Annotated in this window: 16 protein-coding genes and 1 pseudogene; 9 read left to right on the forward strand and 8 right to left on the reverse strand. The window is 70.3% G+C overall.

Translation table 11 applies throughout. The features are described 5' to 3' along the window. From C438_RS13670 to C438_RS13685, 4 genes and pseudogenes are all read right to left on the reverse strand, one after another. Positions 1 to 549 (reverse strand): annotated as a pseudogene (locus C438_RS13670) (pilus assembly protein); the annotation flags it as partial. Further along, positions 543 to 2,525, reverse strand: a complete 1,983-nt coding sequence (locus C438_RS13675; protein WP_004970065.1) for an ATPase, T2SS/T4P/T4SS family — start codon at positions 2,523 to 2,525, stop codon at positions 543 to 545. The pseudogene C438_RS13670 and the gene C438_RS13675, both read right to left, overlap by 7 nt. Before the next feature lie 103 nt (positions 2,526 to 2,628). Next, positions 2,629 to 3,021, reverse strand: coding sequence for a DUF7311 family protein (locus C438_RS20195; protein ID WP_449271566.1), 393 nt, complete (start codon positions 3,019 to 3,021; stop codon positions 2,629 to 2,631). After that, entirely contained in the window at positions 3,018 to 3,662 is a 645-nt protein-coding gene (locus tag C438_RS13685; protein WP_004970067.1) for a DUF7310 family coiled-coil domain-containing protein, read from the reverse strand. The genes C438_RS20195 and C438_RS13685 overlap by 4 nt, the downstream gene beginning before the upstream one ends. Before the next feature lie 121 nt (positions 3,663 to 3,783). Here C438_RS13685 and cetZ2 point away from each other — a divergent pair, with 121 nt between their 5' ends. Further along, positions 3,784 to 4,866 carry a tubulin-like protein CetZ2 gene (gene cetZ2 / locus C438_RS13690; RefSeq protein WP_004970068.1) on the forward strand — a complete coding sequence of 361 codons (1,083 nt, stop codon included), beginning with the start codon at positions 3,784 to 3,786 and terminating at the stop codon, positions 4,864 to 4,866. A gap of 205 nt (positions 4,867 to 5,071) precedes the next feature. Next, the gene (locus C438_RS13695) at positions 5,072 to 6,175 is read left to right on the forward strand and encodes a glutamate-cysteine ligase family protein (RefSeq protein WP_004970069.1); all 1,104 of its coding nucleotides are present in this window, start codon (positions 5,072 to 5,074) and stop codon (positions 6,173 to 6,175) included. Positions 6,176 to 6,195: 20 nt separating this feature from the next. Here the strand turns inward: C438_RS13695 and C438_RS13700 are convergent, their stop codons facing one another. Both C438_RS13700 and C438_RS13705 read right to left on the reverse strand, forming a co-directional pair. After that, positions 6,196 to 7,545, reverse strand: a complete 1,350-nt coding sequence (locus C438_RS13700) for an alkaline phosphatase family protein (RefSeq protein ID WP_004970071.1) — start codon at positions 7,543 to 7,545, stop codon at positions 6,196 to 6,198. Between the two features lie 190 nt (positions 7,546 to 7,735). Then, on the reverse strand, positions 7,736 to 8,587 hold the full coding sequence (locus C438_RS13705) for a hypothetical protein (RefSeq protein ID WP_004970072.1): 852 nt from the start codon (positions 8,585 to 8,587) through the stop codon (positions 7,736 to 7,738). 144 nt (positions 8,588 to 8,731) lie between these two features. On the opposite strand from C438_RS13705, the gene C438_RS13710 reads away from it, so the two are divergent. Genes C438_RS13710 through C438_RS13720 form a run of 3 tightly spaced genes read left to right on the forward strand, consistent with a single transcriptional unit; the run spans position 8,732 to position 11,480 of the window. Then, complete coding sequence (locus C438_RS13710) at positions 8,732 to 9,172, forward strand: DUF5788 family protein (RefSeq protein ID WP_004970073.1); 441 nt, start codon at positions 8,732 to 8,734, stop codon at positions 9,170 to 9,172. Continuing rightward, a complete protein-coding gene (gene polX, locus C438_RS13715) occupies positions 9,169 to 10,917 on the forward strand; it encodes a DNA polymerase/3'-5' exonuclease PolX (RefSeq protein WP_004970074.1) in 1,749 nt (582 codons plus the stop codon). Before C438_RS13710 ends, polX begins: the two co-directional genes overlap by 4 nt. Continuing rightward, the gene (locus C438_RS13720; RefSeq protein WP_004970075.1) at positions 10,914 to 11,480 is read left to right on the forward strand and encodes a Mut7-C RNAse domain-containing protein; all 567 of its coding nucleotides are present in this window, start codon (positions 10,914 to 10,916) and stop codon (positions 11,478 to 11,480) included. The genes polX and C438_RS13720 overlap by 4 nt, the downstream gene beginning before the upstream one ends. A 39-nt stretch (positions 11,481 to 11,519) precedes the next feature. On the opposite strand, the gene C438_RS13725 is transcribed toward C438_RS13720, so the two are convergent. Further along, entirely contained in the window at positions 11,520 to 12,530 is a 1,011-nt protein-coding gene (locus C438_RS13725) for a DUF7139 domain-containing protein (RefSeq protein WP_004970076.1), read from the reverse strand. Between the two features lie 171 nt (positions 12,531 to 12,701). Here C438_RS13725 and C438_RS13730 point away from each other — a divergent pair, with 171 nt between their 5' ends. Genes C438_RS13730 through C438_RS13745 form a run of 4 tightly spaced genes read left to right on the forward strand, consistent with a single transcriptional unit; the run spans position 12,702 to position 14,762 of the window. Next, positions 12,702 to 12,983: a DUF5789 family protein gene (locus C438_RS13730; RefSeq protein WP_004970077.1), complete on the forward strand. Its 282-nt coding sequence runs from the start codon at positions 12,702 to 12,704 to the stop codon at positions 12,981 to 12,983. Positions 12,984 to 12,985: 2 nt separating this feature from the next. After that, on the forward strand, positions 12,986 to 13,657 hold the full coding sequence (locus C438_RS13735; protein ID WP_004970078.1) for a CPBP family glutamic-type intramembrane protease: 672 nt from the start codon (positions 12,986 to 12,988) through the stop codon (positions 13,655 to 13,657). Continuing rightward, on the forward strand, positions 13,654 to 14,256 hold the full coding sequence (locus tag C438_RS13740) for a GrpB family protein (protein WP_004970079.1): 603 nt from the start codon (positions 13,654 to 13,656) through the stop codon (positions 14,254 to 14,256). Before C438_RS13735 ends, C438_RS13740 begins: the two co-directional genes overlap by 4 nt. Positions 14,257 to 14,306: 50 nt before the next feature. Next, on the forward strand, positions 14,307 to 14,762 hold the full coding sequence (locus C438_RS13745; RefSeq protein ID WP_004970080.1) for a DUF302 domain-containing protein: 456 nt from the start codon (positions 14,307 to 14,309) through the stop codon (positions 14,760 to 14,762). 32 nt (positions 14,763 to 14,794) lie between these two features. Here C438_RS13745 and C438_RS19740 read toward each other — a convergent pair whose 3' ends face one another. Next, complete coding sequence (locus C438_RS19740; RefSeq protein ID WP_004970081.1) at positions 14,795 to 14,968, reverse strand: hypothetical protein; 174 nt, start codon at positions 14,966 to 14,968, stop codon at positions 14,795 to 14,797. Positions 14,969 to 14,997: the final 29 nt, after the last annotated feature.

Genomic DNA, 14,997 nt, shown 5'->3' on the forward strand with positions numbered 1-14,997 from the left:
GCGCCACGCGTCGGCGAACTCGGAGAGTCCCGCGGTCGGCGTCCCGCGGGCCCGGTCGGCGTGCGCGGCGAGCGAGGCCGAAAGCGGGTCGTCGCCGCCGCGCGCGGCGAACGCGCTGGCCCGCTCGACCGAGGGCTCGATGCGCATCCGAAGCGCGATGCGGCCGACGAGTTCCGGCGCGTTCCCGAGCGCCCGCGTCCGGCGGAGCGTCGCCAGCCAGACGGGAAGCGTGTGAACCGCGTGGGTCGCGCCGAGCGCGGCCGCGAGCGCGACGAAGACGACCGTGACGGTCGGAAGCCGGGCCACGAGGGCGACGAGTCCGCCGAGCAGTCCGGCCGGAAGCGCCGCGCCGTAGCCCGCGGCGACGACCGTCTCGGGGGCGAGTTCCGCGTCGAGAAACGCCAGCGAGCGGCGGAGCTCGTCGCTCGGCTCGGCGTCGACGGAGTCGGGCGAGAGCCGCGCGAGCGTCGTCGCGGCCGCGCGGGCCAACCGGGACGCATCGGAGTCAGCGCCCGCGCTCGTGGCCGTCTCTGTGTCCGGGTTCAGCATCCCGAATCACGCTCCGAGCGGGCCGCGGCGAGGTCGTCTGGAGCCGTCCGTTCCGTCTCGGCGAGCGAGTCGAGGTGGGCGGCGCGGGCGTCGAGCGCGTCGAGCACGTCGGCGTACGACTCTCCGGGGCGAGCGAGCGACTCGACCGCGAGGCTGTCGCCGCGCGCGACCGACCCCGTGGGTTCGAGGGCGCGCCCGTCGTGTTCGAACAGCGTCTCGAACGCCGCGTCGTCGCCGACGGGGCGGACCTCCTCGACGCGGGCGACGCGGTGTGCGTCCGCGTGCTCGCAGGTGACGACGAGGTCGGTGGCGGCGAACGACGACGCCGGGACGTCGAGGTCGGAGACGACGCGCTCGCGCACGTCGGCGGCTCCGTCGCCGTGGATGGTTCCGAGGACCGCGTTCGCGTTCGCGCCGACGCGCATCGCCTCGTAGAGGACGGCGGCCTCCTCGCCCCGGACTTCGCCGAGCGCGAGCGCGCCGTCGCCCAGTCGGAGCGCCGCGTGGAGCGCCTCCTGCGGCGTCGGCTCCGGGCCGCCGGTCGTGTCGGTTCGGAGCGTCTGCACGTCGCGGTCGGCGTCCAGCAGGCTCGACGCCGGAAGTTCCGGCGTGTCCTCGATGAGCACCGTGCGAACGTCGCGGGGGAGTTCCCACAGGAGCGAGCCGAGGAACGTCGTCTTGCCGGCCCCGCGGGAGCCGGCGACGAGGACCGAGGCCCCGCGTTCGACCGCGAGCGAGCAGAGCGACGCGGCGTCGGCCGACAGCGTCCCGTTGGCGACGAGCGCGGGGAGCGTCAGCGGCGTCTCGTCGTGGCGGCGGAACGCGAAACCGAGGCCGTCGCTGGCGGGCGCGGTCACGCCCGCGACCCGGACGGTCGCGCCGCCGGCCTCGACGACGGTGTCGAGCGTCGGGTCGGCGCGGGAGAACGACGCGCCGCTCACGCGGCGCAGGCGGGAGGCGAGCGACTCCGCGCCGCCGGGTGCGAGGCGGACGTTCGTCGGCATCGAGACGCCGTCGACGACGACGCGAATCGGGTTCTCCTCGGCGGGCGTCGAGACGTACACGTCCGAGACCGCGGGGTCAGAAAACAGGTCGTCGAGGACGCCGTTGCCCGTGGTGTGCTTCGCCAGAATCGCCGCGAGCGTCTCGACCGGGTCGTCCGCGTCCGCGACGAGGCGGACGGCGCGGCCCGGCGCGCGCGGCCCGGCGTCGACGGTGCCGCGGGCGAGTCGGTCGTGGGCGGCTTCGAGGGTCCGCGCGGCGCGGTGGCCGAGCGTCGATTCGGGCGGCGTGAGGTGGTAGACGGGACCGTTCGGGCGGTCGTAGCGGCGGGCGACCGCGCCGGTGTCGAGGTCGGTCGCCCCGACGAGTCGCCCGTCGGCCGGCGGGCGGGGGTCGACGCGGGAGCGCGCGAGCGTCGGCCCGACGACCGCCCGGAGCGCGTCGCCGTAGTCGGCGCTTCGAGACGCGCCCTCAGCGAGTCCTGTCTCGACGGCCGCGCGGCGGACGGGCCCGGCGCGACCCGTCGCCTCGTGGGCGGCCCCGAGCGGGTCCTCGCGGGCGCGGTCTGCGAGGCGGTCGTCGCGGAACCGGACGCGCTCTGCGAACCGGCCGGCGGCGACGAGCAGGCCGGTCGCGTCGGCGTCGTACCGGCGTTCGAGTCCGTCGGCGCGGACGACGAGCCGGTCGGCGTCGCGGGTTTCGAGCGCCTCGACGACCGCCGCGCGACAGGCGGCCGAGGTCGAAAGCGACCCGCGGTGCGGGCAGTCACCGGCGTCGACCGCGAGCGTCACGGTGTCGTCGTCGGGACGGTCAGTAGGCGTCGAGAAGGTGGGTTCACAGCCGCAGTCGGCGGCGGAATCGCGGGACGCGTTCCGACTGCCGGTCGCGTCGGCGAGTCGGTCGCCGAGCGCGTCCGGGAGCGCCGCGGCGACGGTTTCTGAGAGGGAGCCGATGGAAGGTGAGCCGAGGGGCATACGGGGGCGTGGTCCCGTCCGGGTATTTGAACCTACGCCGCCGACGAGTTGGCGGTCGCGGGGGCGATGACGACGACCGAACCGGCCGCGTCGGCTTCGAGCGTCAGTCTGAGCCGGTGTTCGCCCGGCCCGAGGACCGAGGCGGTCGCCGGCGACGCGAGTCCGAGGGCCGCCGACGCGACGGACGACGGTCGGGCCGCCGGCGACACCCGCCGCCAGTTCGACGCCGTCGCCGCCGCGAACCGTGAGGTTGGAGACACCGGCGGCCCGCCACGACCCCGGCGGGAACGTCGAGGACGACGTGCCGCCGCGCGCCCGCGACGCCGGCCGGCGTCGGGTCTTCCGCCGCCGCGAGCGCCGTCGCGGCGTGCGCGATTTCGTCGGCCATCGAGCCGACTTTCACGGTCGTCGCGTCCGCTCGGGCCGCGTCGGCCGCCGGGAAGACGACGCCCGCGATGGCGACCGCGAGCAGACACGTGAGGACGACGCGAATCACAGCGCGTCGCGGAGGCGAGCGGCCAGTCCGCGGTCGGCGGAGTCGCCGCGGGAATCGGTGGGTGCGCGAGAGTCGGTGGATGCCCGGGAATCGAGCGCGGCGCGAGACTCGGATGCGGGGCTGGCGGCGGTGCCGGTCCCCTCGGCGCGCTGGGAGTCACCGCCGTCTCCGCCATCCGACCGGCCGACGTGCGACGCCGCTTCCGTGGCGAGCGCGTCAGCCGACCGCGACCCCGCGGGCGACGCCGTCTCGTCGACGAGTTCCGATTCGAGCGACTCGGCCTTGGCGAGCGCGGCGTTCGCCCGGCGTTCGACGTCCTCGTTGACCGCGCGGACGCCGCCGAGGTAGCCGCGCATCGCCTGCGTCGCGGCGTCCATCTCGTCGAGGCGCTCGGTGAGCGACTCGACCGCCGATTCGAGTTCGGAGACCCGGCGCTCGACGGCCGCGAGGTCTTCGAGCGACGAGAAGTCGGCGTCGCCGTCGGTGATGGTGCGTTCGACCGCGTCGAGCCGCGCGGCGAGGTCGGCCGTGCGGTCGGCCGTGTGATCGGTTGTGCGGTCCGCCGCGGGCGGGGCGCTGGAAGCGGACGAACCGAGCGTGGCGTCGGCAACGGCGTCGGAGTGAGTCGGGTCGGGCGTCATGGGTCGGCGTGGTCCCGTTATCTGTCATAAAGCTCCGGGTCAACGGCCGGGTCGAACGCCCCGGTGAGTTAACAGTACTCATGTGAGGAATGTTCAAGGCGACCGAGCGAGTGAATCATGTATGAAAACCGTCCTGATTGGTGTGGGGCAGGCGGGTGGGAAGCTCGCGTCGGCTCTCCAGTCGTTCGACCGGCAGATGGGGTTCGGCGCGGTGCTCGACGCGGTCGCGGTGAACACCGCGAAGGCGGACCTCCAGTCGCTTCCCGTCGAGACCGTGCTCATCGGCCAAGACCGCGTCAACGGCCACGGCGTCGGCGGCGACAACGAACTCGGTGCCGCGGTCATGGAGTCGGACCAAACCGAGGTCATGTCCGCCCTCGACGGTCGCGTGACGGCCGAGGCGGAGTCGATTTTCGTCGTCGCCGGACTCGGCGGCGGCTCCGGCTCGGGCGGCGCGCCCGTCCTCGCGAAGGCGCTCACCCGCGTCTACGACGTGCCGGTGTACGTCCTCGGCATCCTGCCCGGGGAGGACGAGGGGGCGCTGTATCAGGTGAACGCCGGTCGGTCGCTCAAGACCGTCGCCCGCGAGGCCGACGCCGTCCTCCTCGTCGACAACGACGCGTTCCGCTCGGCCGGCGAGTCGATGAGCGAGGGCTACGACGCCATCAACGATGCCATCGCTCGCCGCGTCGGCCTGCTTCTCGCGGCCGGCGAGGCCACCGAGGGCGTCGGCGAGAGCGTCGTCGACACCTCCGAGGTTATCAACACCCTCCGTTCCGGCGGCATCGCCGCGCTCGGCTACGCGAGCGCCGAGGCCTCCCCGAACGCCGAAGACAACATCAACGCGGTCATGAGCACGACCCGCCGCGCCGTCCTGACGGGCACGAGCCTGCCCGACGCGAGCGACGCGGACTCCGCGCTGGTCGTCATCGCCGGGGAGCCGGACACCATCCCGCGGAAGGGCGTCGAGCGAGCGCGTCGCTGGGTCGAAGACGAGACCGGCAGTATGCAGGTCCGCGGCGGCGACTTCCCGCTGGAAAGCGGCCGGCTCGCGTCGCTCGTCCTCCTCGGCGGCGTCGAGCGCTCCGAGCGGGTCGAGTCGTTCATGGAGCGCGCCCGCGAGGCCGTCGACAAGGCGGAGACCGAACCCCGAGAGGACCCCAAAGAGATGTGGCACAGCGACGACCTCGACGACCTGCTGTGACAACCGACTGCGGCCGTTTGAGGTACGAACGACTAGCGAACGAGAACTTTTGAAAACGATTGTCCATCGATTCCGCGGCGACTATGCAGTCTGCGAATGTTTTTTCCGTCTCCCCGCCCACCCATGGTGTGTGTTAACAATGTTTTCTCACGGGGGAGCGAAACGATGCGTGTGAGACTATACTCGGCGCAACGCCGGGGTCGCCATGTCTGAGTCGACCTCGGGCCCGCTCCGGCGAAGTATCGAAGTCGAGTACTGGGTCGTCGAGGAGGACGGGTCGTTCACCGACCCGGGCGGGCTCGTCGACGCCTCGCCCGGGGCCGAACGGGAGTTCGTCGAGCCGGTGTTGGAGGTGAAGACGACGCCGTGCGACTCGGCCGCCGAGTTGCGAGAGGAGCTGTACGAACGGCTCGGCGACGTCCTCGCGCGGGCCGAGGAAGTCGGCAAGCGACTCGTCCCGCTCGCCACGCCGCTCAGCGAGGAGGCGGTGACGGAACTGGAGAGCGACCGGACGCGCATCCAGAACCGCGTCGTCGGGTCGGACTTCCAGTACGCGCGACACTGCGTGGGGACGCACGTCCACGTCGAACAGCGTCCCGGCCGCGAAATCGACCAGTACAACGCGCTCGTTGCGCTGGACCCCGCGCTGGCGCTCGTGAACTCCTCGCCGTACTACGACGGGAAGCGGTTGGCGGCGGGCGCGCGGTCGAAGCTGTACCGCCGGATGACCTACGACGACGTGCCGCATCAGGGTCGGCTGTGGCGCTACGCCGACGACACGCGGGAGTGGTCGCGCCGCCTCGAACGCCGGTTCGAGGAGTTCCTCGTGCGCGCCGAGGCGGAGGGCGTCGACCGGGCGACCATCGAGGCGAACTTCGACCCCGAGAGCGCGATCTGGACGCCGGTGCAACTCAGAGCCGAGTTCGGCACGGTCGAGTGGCGCTCGCCGGACTGTTCGCTCCCGAGCGACGTGGTCAGACTGGCGAACAGCGTCGCGGGCGTGGTGAAACACCTCGACGACGCGACTCTCAGAATCGACGGCGACAGCGGGCGCGTGACGGACGAACAGGTCGTCCTCCCCGAGTTCGACGCGGTGCTCCGGTACGTCAACGCCGCCATCGAGGACGGACTGGACTCCGCGGAGGTGCGGTCGTACCTCGACCGGATGGGCTTCGACGTGGACGCCTACAGCCCGGTGTCGCACGAAATCGACGGCCGCGAGACGGTCACGCCCGCCAACGCGCGCGAGCTACGACTGACTCACGCGGACCGGCTCGAACGGGACGTTCGGAGCGCAGTGCGACAATAAGAGGAGAGACCGCCGACCGCTTACTGCTGGATGAGGCTCGCGCCGTCGAGGTCGGTGCGGCTGTACTCGACGTCCATGAGGTCGAGGATGGTCGGGGCGATGTCGTAGAGGTCGGCGTCCTCGATGACCGCGCCGGGGTCGTCGACGTACAGCGTCGCGTTGTCGAACGAGTGCATCCCGTTGCGTGGGCCGACGCCGAACACGTCGTCGTGGCCCTTGAAGCCGGACTTCAGGTCGAAGCCGTGGTTCGGGATGACGACGAGGTCGGGGGCGATGTCGTCGTGGTCGCCGCGGAAGGCGTCTTCCTTGACGACGACGCGGTCTGCGACCTTGTTGCCGTCGGGGCCTTCGAGCGCTTCGAGTTCGGCCTTGAGTTCGTCGCGGACCGCCTCGTACTCCGACTGCGGGACCGACCCGCGGGGCTCGCGGCCTTCGAGGTTGACGAAGAACCGACCGGGGATGAGCGAGTACGCCTTCGAGTCCTCGTCGATGTCCGAAAGCGAGTCGTGGTCGTCGTCCTCGTAGGAGAGCCAGCCGTTCTCTTCGAGCCACGTGTTGCAGTGGACCTCGTAGTCGAGGGAGGTAAAGCCGTGGTCGGACGCGACGATGAGCGTCACGTCCTCGGGGAGGGCGTCGCGGATGCGGCCGAGGTAGTCGTCGACGGTGCGGTAGAACTCCATGAAGGCGTCTTTGTTCTTCCCGTCGCGCTCGTAGTCCTTGAACAGGAAGTGGTTGACGCGGTCGGTCGTCATGAAGACGCCGAAAAAGAGGTCCCAGTCGTCCTGGTCGATGTAGCGCTCGAACGCCTCGTAGCGCCGGTCGAGCGTCTTCCGGGCGTCCTCCATGAACGCGGTCTTGTCGTCGTCGTGACCGAGCTTCGCGTTCACGTCTATCTTGTAGTTCATCTCGGAGAGCGCGTCGCGGAAGTCGTCGGGGTAGGCGGCCTTGTCGACGCCGGGAGAGAGGAAGCCCGAGACCATGCGCTGGACGTTTCGCTGGGGCGGGAACGTCACGGGGACGTTCATCACGGTGGCCTTGCGGCCGGCGTCGGTGACGCGGTCCCAGACGCGGGTGGCCTGCACGTCGCGGCCCATCGGGACGTACGTGTCGTAGGAGCCGACCTCGCGGTCCTGGAAGCCGTAGACGCCGGTCTCGCCGGGATTGACGCCGGTCGTCAGCGCCGGCCAACACGCCGAGGACTCCGGCGGGACGATGCTGTCGATGTCGCCCGCAGAGCCCTCGTCGGCCAGCGCCGCGAAGTTGGGGAACTCGTCCGGATGCTCAGAGAGGAGAGTGAACGGGACCCCGTCGATGCCGATGAAGGCGACGCGGGGGTGGTCTTTGCCGCGGAGACGGTCGAACAAACCCATACCTCACGGTATCCAAGACGAACCATAAGAAGGTTCGTCTCTCCGCCGGAGTTTGCGACGAGAGACGACGGATACGCGGCCGCTGTCGGAGAAAGCGGCGAATCTCTCCGGGCGACCGCGCGACACTGGTCCGCCGATGACCTGTCAGGCGCGAATCAGGCCATCGACAGCCTGCGACTCCCCGCGAATGTCACACTCGCGGTTGCCCCGCGGAGAGCGGGCGCTCCCGCGCGACCGCGGTCCGACCGCTGGTCCGAAGCTCGCTCGCGGCGACGAACGCCAGCCCCCACGCGACGAGCGCGACGGCCCACATCGAACCCACGCTGGACACCTGCGTCGGGAAGGCGAGCGAGACCGCGCCGAAGTAGACGGCGAGACCGCCGGTCAGCCACGCGACGACGCGGTGGCCGGGCGCGCCGGCGGCCGCGACGAGGCCGAGCAGTAACAGCCCGATAGCCATCGCCGCCATCTCCATGTAGTGGCCGGCGACGGCGTGAACGTCACCGGTCGCCTGCAGGCCGAACTGGTTGCCCGCGAACGCGAGCACCGGGAGCGCCGCGCCCGCGACGAGGCCGAGGAGCGCCGGGCTGTAGTCGTCACCGACCGAGACGACGTCGCGGCCCGCGGGGTGGAACAGCATCATCAGCCCGGTGAGCACGAAGAAGGGGACGACCTCCTCGACCGGCCCGCCGCCGACGATAGTCCCGATGAGCACGAGCGTCGTCACCGCGAAGGCGACCTGCATGAGCGCGACGCGCTTCAGCGGCCGGTACAGTTGGCTCGCGACACCGAGGACCAGTATCCAGACGTTCGCCGCGATGACCATCAGGTGCAGGCGGTGCTCGGCGAGCACGTCGCCGCCCGCGCCCCAGCCGACGACGGCGAACGACAGGAGTTCGCTGACGAAGACCGCCGCCATCACCAGCGTCACGACCGCGAGCAGGTAGAACGCGTACAGCCGGGCCCGACCGAACGCGGTCGCCGCGTCTCCGGAAGCGCCCGAAGCGTCGCCACTACTGTGTGTATTGGTGTCAATTGACATAGTTCGTGTGAGAGTACGACGGCCGAGAGAATAACCGTTATTCGGGGGTTTCAGACCTGTTTCTCGGTGGGACGCTCAGTCCGGCGAGGAGTTTGCACCGCGTCGGGCGAAGGAGCGAAGTGCCGCGCGGGACAACGACAGGGCGTGAAGGAGTTCGAGCGTAAACAGCTCTTGGAGCGCGTCAATCGGGAGGGTGCGACCGTCGGTGCACAGATTCCCGACCGCATCGAGGTCCAAGGCGAGGAGATAGACCTCAGGGAGTTCGTCTTCGAGATAAAGCGCCGCGACACCGTTCCGTCGGGCGAGAAAGAGCGCGTCGACCAGGCGAAGCGGAACCTCCGCCGCGAGCGCCTCGAACGGCTCCAACGAATCGAGGACAACGAGGTGAGCTACGACGAGGGGCGGCGGCTGGCAGAGGATATCGTCGGCATCGACCGGGCGCTGAACGCCCTCGAACAGCTTCGGCCGGTCGACCTCGAACAGGAGGAGAGCCACCAGAACGCCGCGGACCAGAAGCGCTGGATGAACTTCCTGAAGAAGGCGCTGGGCCGCGACGGCGGCAAGGGCAAACGGGGCGGTCGATGAGCCGAAACGACGAGATAGCGACCCTGCTGGAGGAGTTCGCCGACCTGCTGGAGGCGAAAGACGTGGCCTACAAGCCGTCGAGCTACCGCCGCGCCGCCGAGAACGTCCGCGAGTATCCGAAACCGGTCGAGGAACTCGCCGCGGAGGGCGAAGACGCGGTGCAGGAGATCGACCGCGTCGGCGACGCCATCGCCTCGAAAATCGTCGAGTACGTCGAGACGGGCCGCATCGAGGAGTTGGCGGAACTCCGCGAGGAGTTGCCGGTCGACATGGCCGGGCTGACGAGCGTCGAGGGCGTCGGCCCGAAGACGGTCGGCAAACTGTACGAGGCGCTCGGCGTCGCCGACCTCGACGACCTCGAAGCGGCCGCCCGCGAGGGGCAGATACAGGAGGTCAAGGGGTTCGGCGCGAAGACGGAGGCGAACATCCTCGACGGCATCGAGTTCGCCCGCGAGGCGACCGGTCGCGAACTGCTCGGGAGGGCGCGACCCGTCGCCGACGACCTGCTCGCGTACCTCGGCGACCACGACGCCGTCGGGCGGGTCGAACCCGCGGGGTCGATGCGGCGGTGGCGCGAGACGGTCGGCGACATCGACGTGCTCGCCGAGAGCGCCGACGCCGCGGCCGTCATCGACCGCTTCCTCGCGTGGGACCTCGTCGGCGACACCATCGAGGCGGGCGAGCAGAAGGCGAGCGTCCGGGTGAACGGGATGCGGGTCGACCTCCGCGTCGTCGACCCCGCGGAGTACGGCGCGGCGCTCCAGTACTTCACCGGGAGCAAGGACCACAACGTCCACCTCCGCAACATCGCCATCGACCGCGGCCTCAAGATGAACGAGTACGGGATGTTCGACATCTCGGACATGGCCGACCCCGACGACGGCCCGCGGGCCGGAACGCGCGTCGCCGGCGACACCGAGGAGTCGATGTACGCCGCGCTCGACCTCCCGCTGGTCCCGCCGGAGATGCGCGAGGACACCGGCGAAATCGAGCGCGCCGCCGACGGCGACCTGCCGGACCTCGTCGCGGAGGGCGATCTCCGCGGCGACCTCCACACCCACACGGACTGGTCCGACGGCGACAACACGGTCGCCGAGATGGTCGCGGCCGCCGCGGAGCGCGGCTACGACTACCACGCCGTCACCGACCACGCCACCGGTCCCGGAATGGTCGGCGGCGTCGGCGTCGAGGACGACGACCTGCTCGACCAGATTGACGAGGTCCGCGCCGTCGCCGACGACGCCGACATCGCGGTGTTCACCGGCGTCGAGGCCAACATCGACGCCGAGGGCGGCATCTCCGTCGCCGACGACGTGCTCGACCGACTCGACGTGGTCGTCGCCTCGCCCCACAGCGCGCTCGACCAGGACCGCGAGACGGCCACCGAGCGACTCGTCACCGCGATGGAACACCCCGCGGTGAACGTCCTCGGCCACCCGACCGGCCGACTCATCAACCAGCGGCCCGGCCTGCCGCTCGACTACGAGCGACTCGCCGAGGCCGCCGTCGACAACGGCGTCGCGCTCGAACTCAACGCCAGCCCGTACCGCCTCGACCTGAACGGCGAGGCGCTCAAAATCGCCGTCGAGGCGGGCGCGACGGTCGCAATCGACACCGACGCCCACCGACCGGGCGAACTCGACCACGCCCGCTACGGGGTCCACACGGCCCGTCGCGGCTGGGTCGAGACCGCGGACGTGCTGAACGCGCGGTCGGTCGAGGAACTGACCGACTTCCTCGCGTGACCGACGACGTTGGGGCCGACCACCCCGGTACGGTCGCCTCGGGCGTCGACCACGCCGTTCCCGACGACACCGCGCTCCTCTTGGACGTGATGCTCGGCAAACTCGCCACGTACCTGCGGATGTGCGGCTACGACGCCGAATACGCCCTCGACGGCGGGGACGAAACAGAAGACGGAGCGGACGGCGCGCGCGACGCCCGAGCCGACCCCGGCGACGACGGCCTGCTCGCGCGGGCGAACGCCGAGGGACGCGTCCTCCTCACCCGCGACGTGCGACTGGCCGAGCGAGCGCCGCGGAGCGTTCTCCTCGCCGAACGGGAGCCAATCGCGCAACTCCGCGAACTCGAATCGGTCGGCTTCGCGGTGTCGCTGGACGAGGAGCCGTCGCGCTGTGGCGTCTGTAACGGCCGCGTGGAGGCCGTCAGTCGCGGCGAGTCGGTTCCCGACTACGCGCCCGATCCGGCGGAGACGGCGCTGTGTCGGTGTCGGGACTGCGGACAGGTGTTCTGGCGCGGGAGCCACTGGCGCGACGTGGAAGCGAGATTGAACGGCGAAGAACAGTAATCGGAAACGGTCGTCGGAGTCAATCGGTCGGCGGCGGGACTACTCGCGGCGACGCGGGAACCACTCGTCGCAGGCTTCCATGTCCTGCATCATCTCGTCGTGGGCCGAGCAGTAGGGCTTGAGTCCGTCCGAGGTTCGGACGTACTCGAAGTACGTGCAGTTGCCGCAGTAGCGGTCGCCGACGGTGGCGTTCGCCGGGCGGTCCGCGTCGGGGTGGTCGGCCGCGCCGGCCGGCGAGCGCGCGGACTCGCTGGACTGGACGGTGTCGACGCCGGAGCGGTTCGTCGCCGCGCCCGTCGAACCGGCCGACTGAGTCGCCTCCGCCCCGTCGGACGAGGTCGACGCCGAGGGTTCGACGTCGAGCGGGGTGATGTCCTGCGTCGACGCGCCGCCGTCGGTCGCGCCGGCGCTCGCGGTCGCCCCCGACCCGGCGGTCGAGGTCGACTGGTTCGTCTGCGTCTGGACGTCGCCGTCGGGCGTGCCGCCGAGGAAGCCGATACCGCCGAGGCCGCCGCCGCCGGAGTTCTCGACTTCGACGACGCGGGTCTCGCCCTTCTTCGTCACCTGCACCGTGGCGGTGCCGCCGGGGTCGTTCCGCGTCTTGAAGTTGGCGACGCCGACGAACAGACACCAGAACGTCGTGACCGTGCCGAAGAAGTAGACGGCGACGGTTTCGAGCGTGAGGTCGGTGAGGCCGGCCCCGCAGGTCGCGCCGGTCCACTGGCACGGGTACGCGTGCGAGAAGAGCGCGACGCCGAGGACGGCGATGCTCGCGCCGATGAGCGACGCGGCGCGGGTTCGACGGCTCGCGGGGAGGACCGCGAGGACGCCGAGGAAGACGGCGGGAACGCCGATGCCACCGAGGATGCCCCCGAGTTCGCGCGCTTCGCCGAGGGTCGCCCCGCCGGACGTGTACACGTCGGTGGTCGCGACGACGATGCCCGCGACGACCAACAGCACGCCGAGGAGGAACCCCCCGAAGCCCAGGGACAGCCGTCGGAGACTCGGCCCGCCCCGGCCACCGTGGTACGCCTCCGAAAGACTAGTCATGGCCCCGACTACGAAACCAGTCCCTAAAACGATGCGTCAGACGAGTATCTACTTCTCGACACGTCGCAGGCCGTCGACGCGCGCACGGCGACCCGATACGCCGCCGGCGGCGCGACGGCGACACATGCGAATCTCGAAGGGATTATCATGCGCGGTGGCTAATCCTCGCGCATGGCTGACGAGGAAGCAGACGAGGCACCCGCCGTCGAACTCGGTACGGGCGCGTCCGTCGAAGGTGCGCCCCTCGCGCGCGTCGCCTCCCGACTGACGTGGCCCCAAGAAAAGAGCAGTATCCTGAACAAAGAAGGCGACGCGGTCATCCGCACGCCCGACGGCCCCCAGAGCCTCGAAGACGTGCTCGCCGAGGCCGACGAGACGTACTTCGAGACGCGACAGGCCTTCGTCGACGACGTGCTCGACATCGTCGGCCGCGACCCGGTCCAGACGGAATAACGGTGTTACGCCGCCGGCTCGCCGGTCTCCCGTGGCTCTACCGCGCCCTCATCGTCGGGGGCGTCGTCGGGGCCGCGTGGAGTCTCTGGCCGCTTCCCGCCGGCGACCTCACCTACCGCGCGGTCCACGACGCCCTCCTGTTCATCCTCGTACCCGGAGCGCTCGCGCTCGCTCACGGCCGCAACCTCGGCTGGAACGTCGACCGCGCGGCGCTCCGAAACACGCTTTTGCTCGCGCTGTTCGTCCTCCCCTTCTACCTCGTCGGGTCGAGCCTGCCGTCGATTCGGGCGTACTACCCGATGTGGCACACCTCGACCGCGCTCGCGGACTTCCTCCCGCACGCCGCCCAGCAACTGCTCGTCGTCGTCGCGGCCGAGACGTACTACCGCGGCCTACTCTGCGTCGGCGTCCGCGAAATCGGTCGGAAGAGCGCGCTCATCAGTCCGGTTCTCTACGCCTTTCACCACGTCGGCAAGCCGCCGATAGAGATTCTCCTGTCGGCCCCGACGGACGTGCTGTTCGGCCTCGTCGACTACGAGAGCGACTCGATTCTCCCCTCCATCGTCGCCCACGGCGGCGGGCTCATCCTCTTGGACTGGCTCGTGCTCCACCCGCCGCTGTTGCCCCCCGACCGGGTCGCCGCGGCGCTCCAGTGGCTCCCGATTCCGCTATGAGCGACGACGATCGCAAGGACCGGTCCGCGGAGGACGCCGAGCCGTCTCCATCGCTCGGTCTCGCCCGCGGCACCGTCGAACTCGTCGCGCACGACCCGCGCTGGCGCGAGGCGTACGAGCGCGAGGTCGAGCGCCTGCGGCCGCGACTCTGTGCCACCGCCGAGAACGGCGTCCGGTTCGAACACGTCGGGAGCACCGCGGTTCCGGGGCTGGCCGCGAAACCCATCGTCGACCTACTCGTCCTCGTCTCCGACCGCGACGACGCCGGCGACATCGCGCGGACACTCGGAGCCGCGGGCTACGAGGAACGTCCCGACGACGTTCCCGACCGCCGGTTTTTCGTCCGCGGCCCGCCCGACCGGCGAACTCACTACCTCTCTCTGACCGAAGTCGGAAGCGACTGCCACCGCGAACAGGTCGCCTTCCGCGACGCCCTTCGCGCGGACGACGACCTCGCGGCCGAGTACGAGCGACGCAAGCGCAGACTGGCCGAGGCGCACCCGGACGAGCGGAGTCAATACACGGCCGCGAAGTCATCGTTCGTCGAATCGGTGCTCGGCGACGTGCTGTACTCGGGTGACGGCGACTCGCTCGTGTAGGGTGAGCACACTACCATAGCTTTTCCCCGCCGGAGAGTCAAGGGAGGAACATGGCACTCCCAATCGACCCCAGCGCCATCAAACCGGAAGACATCGGCGAGGAACGCGTCGTCCTCGAGATGGAACACGAAGCGGCAATCGAGCGCGTCCGCGAGGCGTTCACCGACGCCGGGTTCGGTGTCGCCACCGAATTTTCGCCCTCCGAGATGCTCAACGAGAAGGTCGACGCCGGCCGCGACCCCTACTACGTCCTCGGCGCGTGTAACCCGAACATGGCGGACCGCGCGCTCGACGCCACCGACAAGAAGATGGGCGGGCTGTTCCCGTGCAACGTGGTCATCTGGGAGGAAGAGCCGGGCAAGCAGGTCGTCTACCACCTGAGCATCATGCGCGTCGCCCGACTCATCGGCATCGCGCCCGATAACGACGAGATGGCCGACATCATCGCCGACACGGGCGAACTCGTCCAGCAGGCGCTCGCCAACCTCGACGCGGCCGAGGCGTAGGCGAGATATCGAGCGGACGCAGTCGTCTCGGCTTACAACCCGTCTCGCGCGTCGAGCGCGTCCGCGATGCGCTTCACGTCGCCGCGAATCTTGTACAGCAGGTAGAGCGCGACGAGCGCCGCGACCACGGGGAGGAGCGCGAAAATGCCGTAGATGAGGATGATGATGAGCAGTTCGGGACCGCCGGGGACCTGTAACGGGAGCATACGCGGACGTATTACTCGGCTGTCAGAAA

This window comes from Haloferax denitrificans ATCC 35960 (genome assembly GCF_000337795.1).
GTDB lineage: Archaea > Halobacteriota > Halobacteria > Halobacteriales > Haloferacaceae > Haloferax > Haloferax denitrificans.

Bases quoted from the DNA above. Each gene is read 5' to 3' on its own strand.
- C438_RS13675 (WP_004970065.1), bottom strand. From the start codon at position 2,525: ATGCCCCTCGGCTCACCTTCCATCGGCTCCCTCTCAGAAACCGTCGCC.
- C438_RS13685 (WP_004970067.1), bottom strand. From the start codon at position 3,662: ATGACGCCCGACCCGACTCACTCCGACGCCGTTGCCGACGCCACGCTC.
- cetZ2 (WP_004970068.1), top strand. From the start codon at position 3,784: ATGAAAACCGTCCTGATTGGTGTGGGGCAGGCGGGTGGGAAGCTCGCG.
- C438_RS13695 (WP_004970069.1), top strand. From the start codon at position 5,072: ATGTCTGAGTCGACCTCGGGCCCGCTCCGGCGAAGTATCGAAGTCGAG.
- C438_RS13700 (WP_004970071.1), bottom strand. From the start codon at position 7,545: ATGGGTTTGTTCGACCGTCTCCGCGGCAAAGACCACCCCCGCGTCGCC.
- C438_RS13705 (WP_004970072.1), bottom strand. From the start codon at position 8,587: ATGTCAATTGACACCAATACACACAGTAGTGGCGACGCTTCGGGCGCT.
- polX (WP_004970074.1), top strand. From the start codon at position 9,169: ATGAGCCGAAACGACGAGATAGCGACCCTGCTGGAGGAGTTCGCCGAC.
- C438_RS13725 (WP_004970076.1), bottom strand. From the start codon at position 12,530: ATGACTAGTCTTTCGGAGGCGTACCACGGTGGCCGGGGCGGGCCGAGT.
- C438_RS13730 (WP_004970077.1), top strand. From the start codon at position 12,702: ATGGCTGACGAGGAAGCAGACGAGGCACCCGCCGTCGAACTCGGTACG.
- C438_RS13740 (WP_004970079.1), top strand. From the start codon at position 13,654: ATGAGCGACGACGATCGCAAGGACCGGTCCGCGGAGGACGCCGAGCCG.
- C438_RS13745 (WP_004970080.1), top strand. From the start codon at position 14,307: ATGGCACTCCCAATCGACCCCAGCGCCATCAAACCGGAAGACATCGGC.
- C438_RS19740 (WP_004970081.1), bottom strand. From the start codon at position 14,968: ATGCTCCCGTTACAGGTCCCCGGCGGTCCCGAACTGCTCATCATCATC.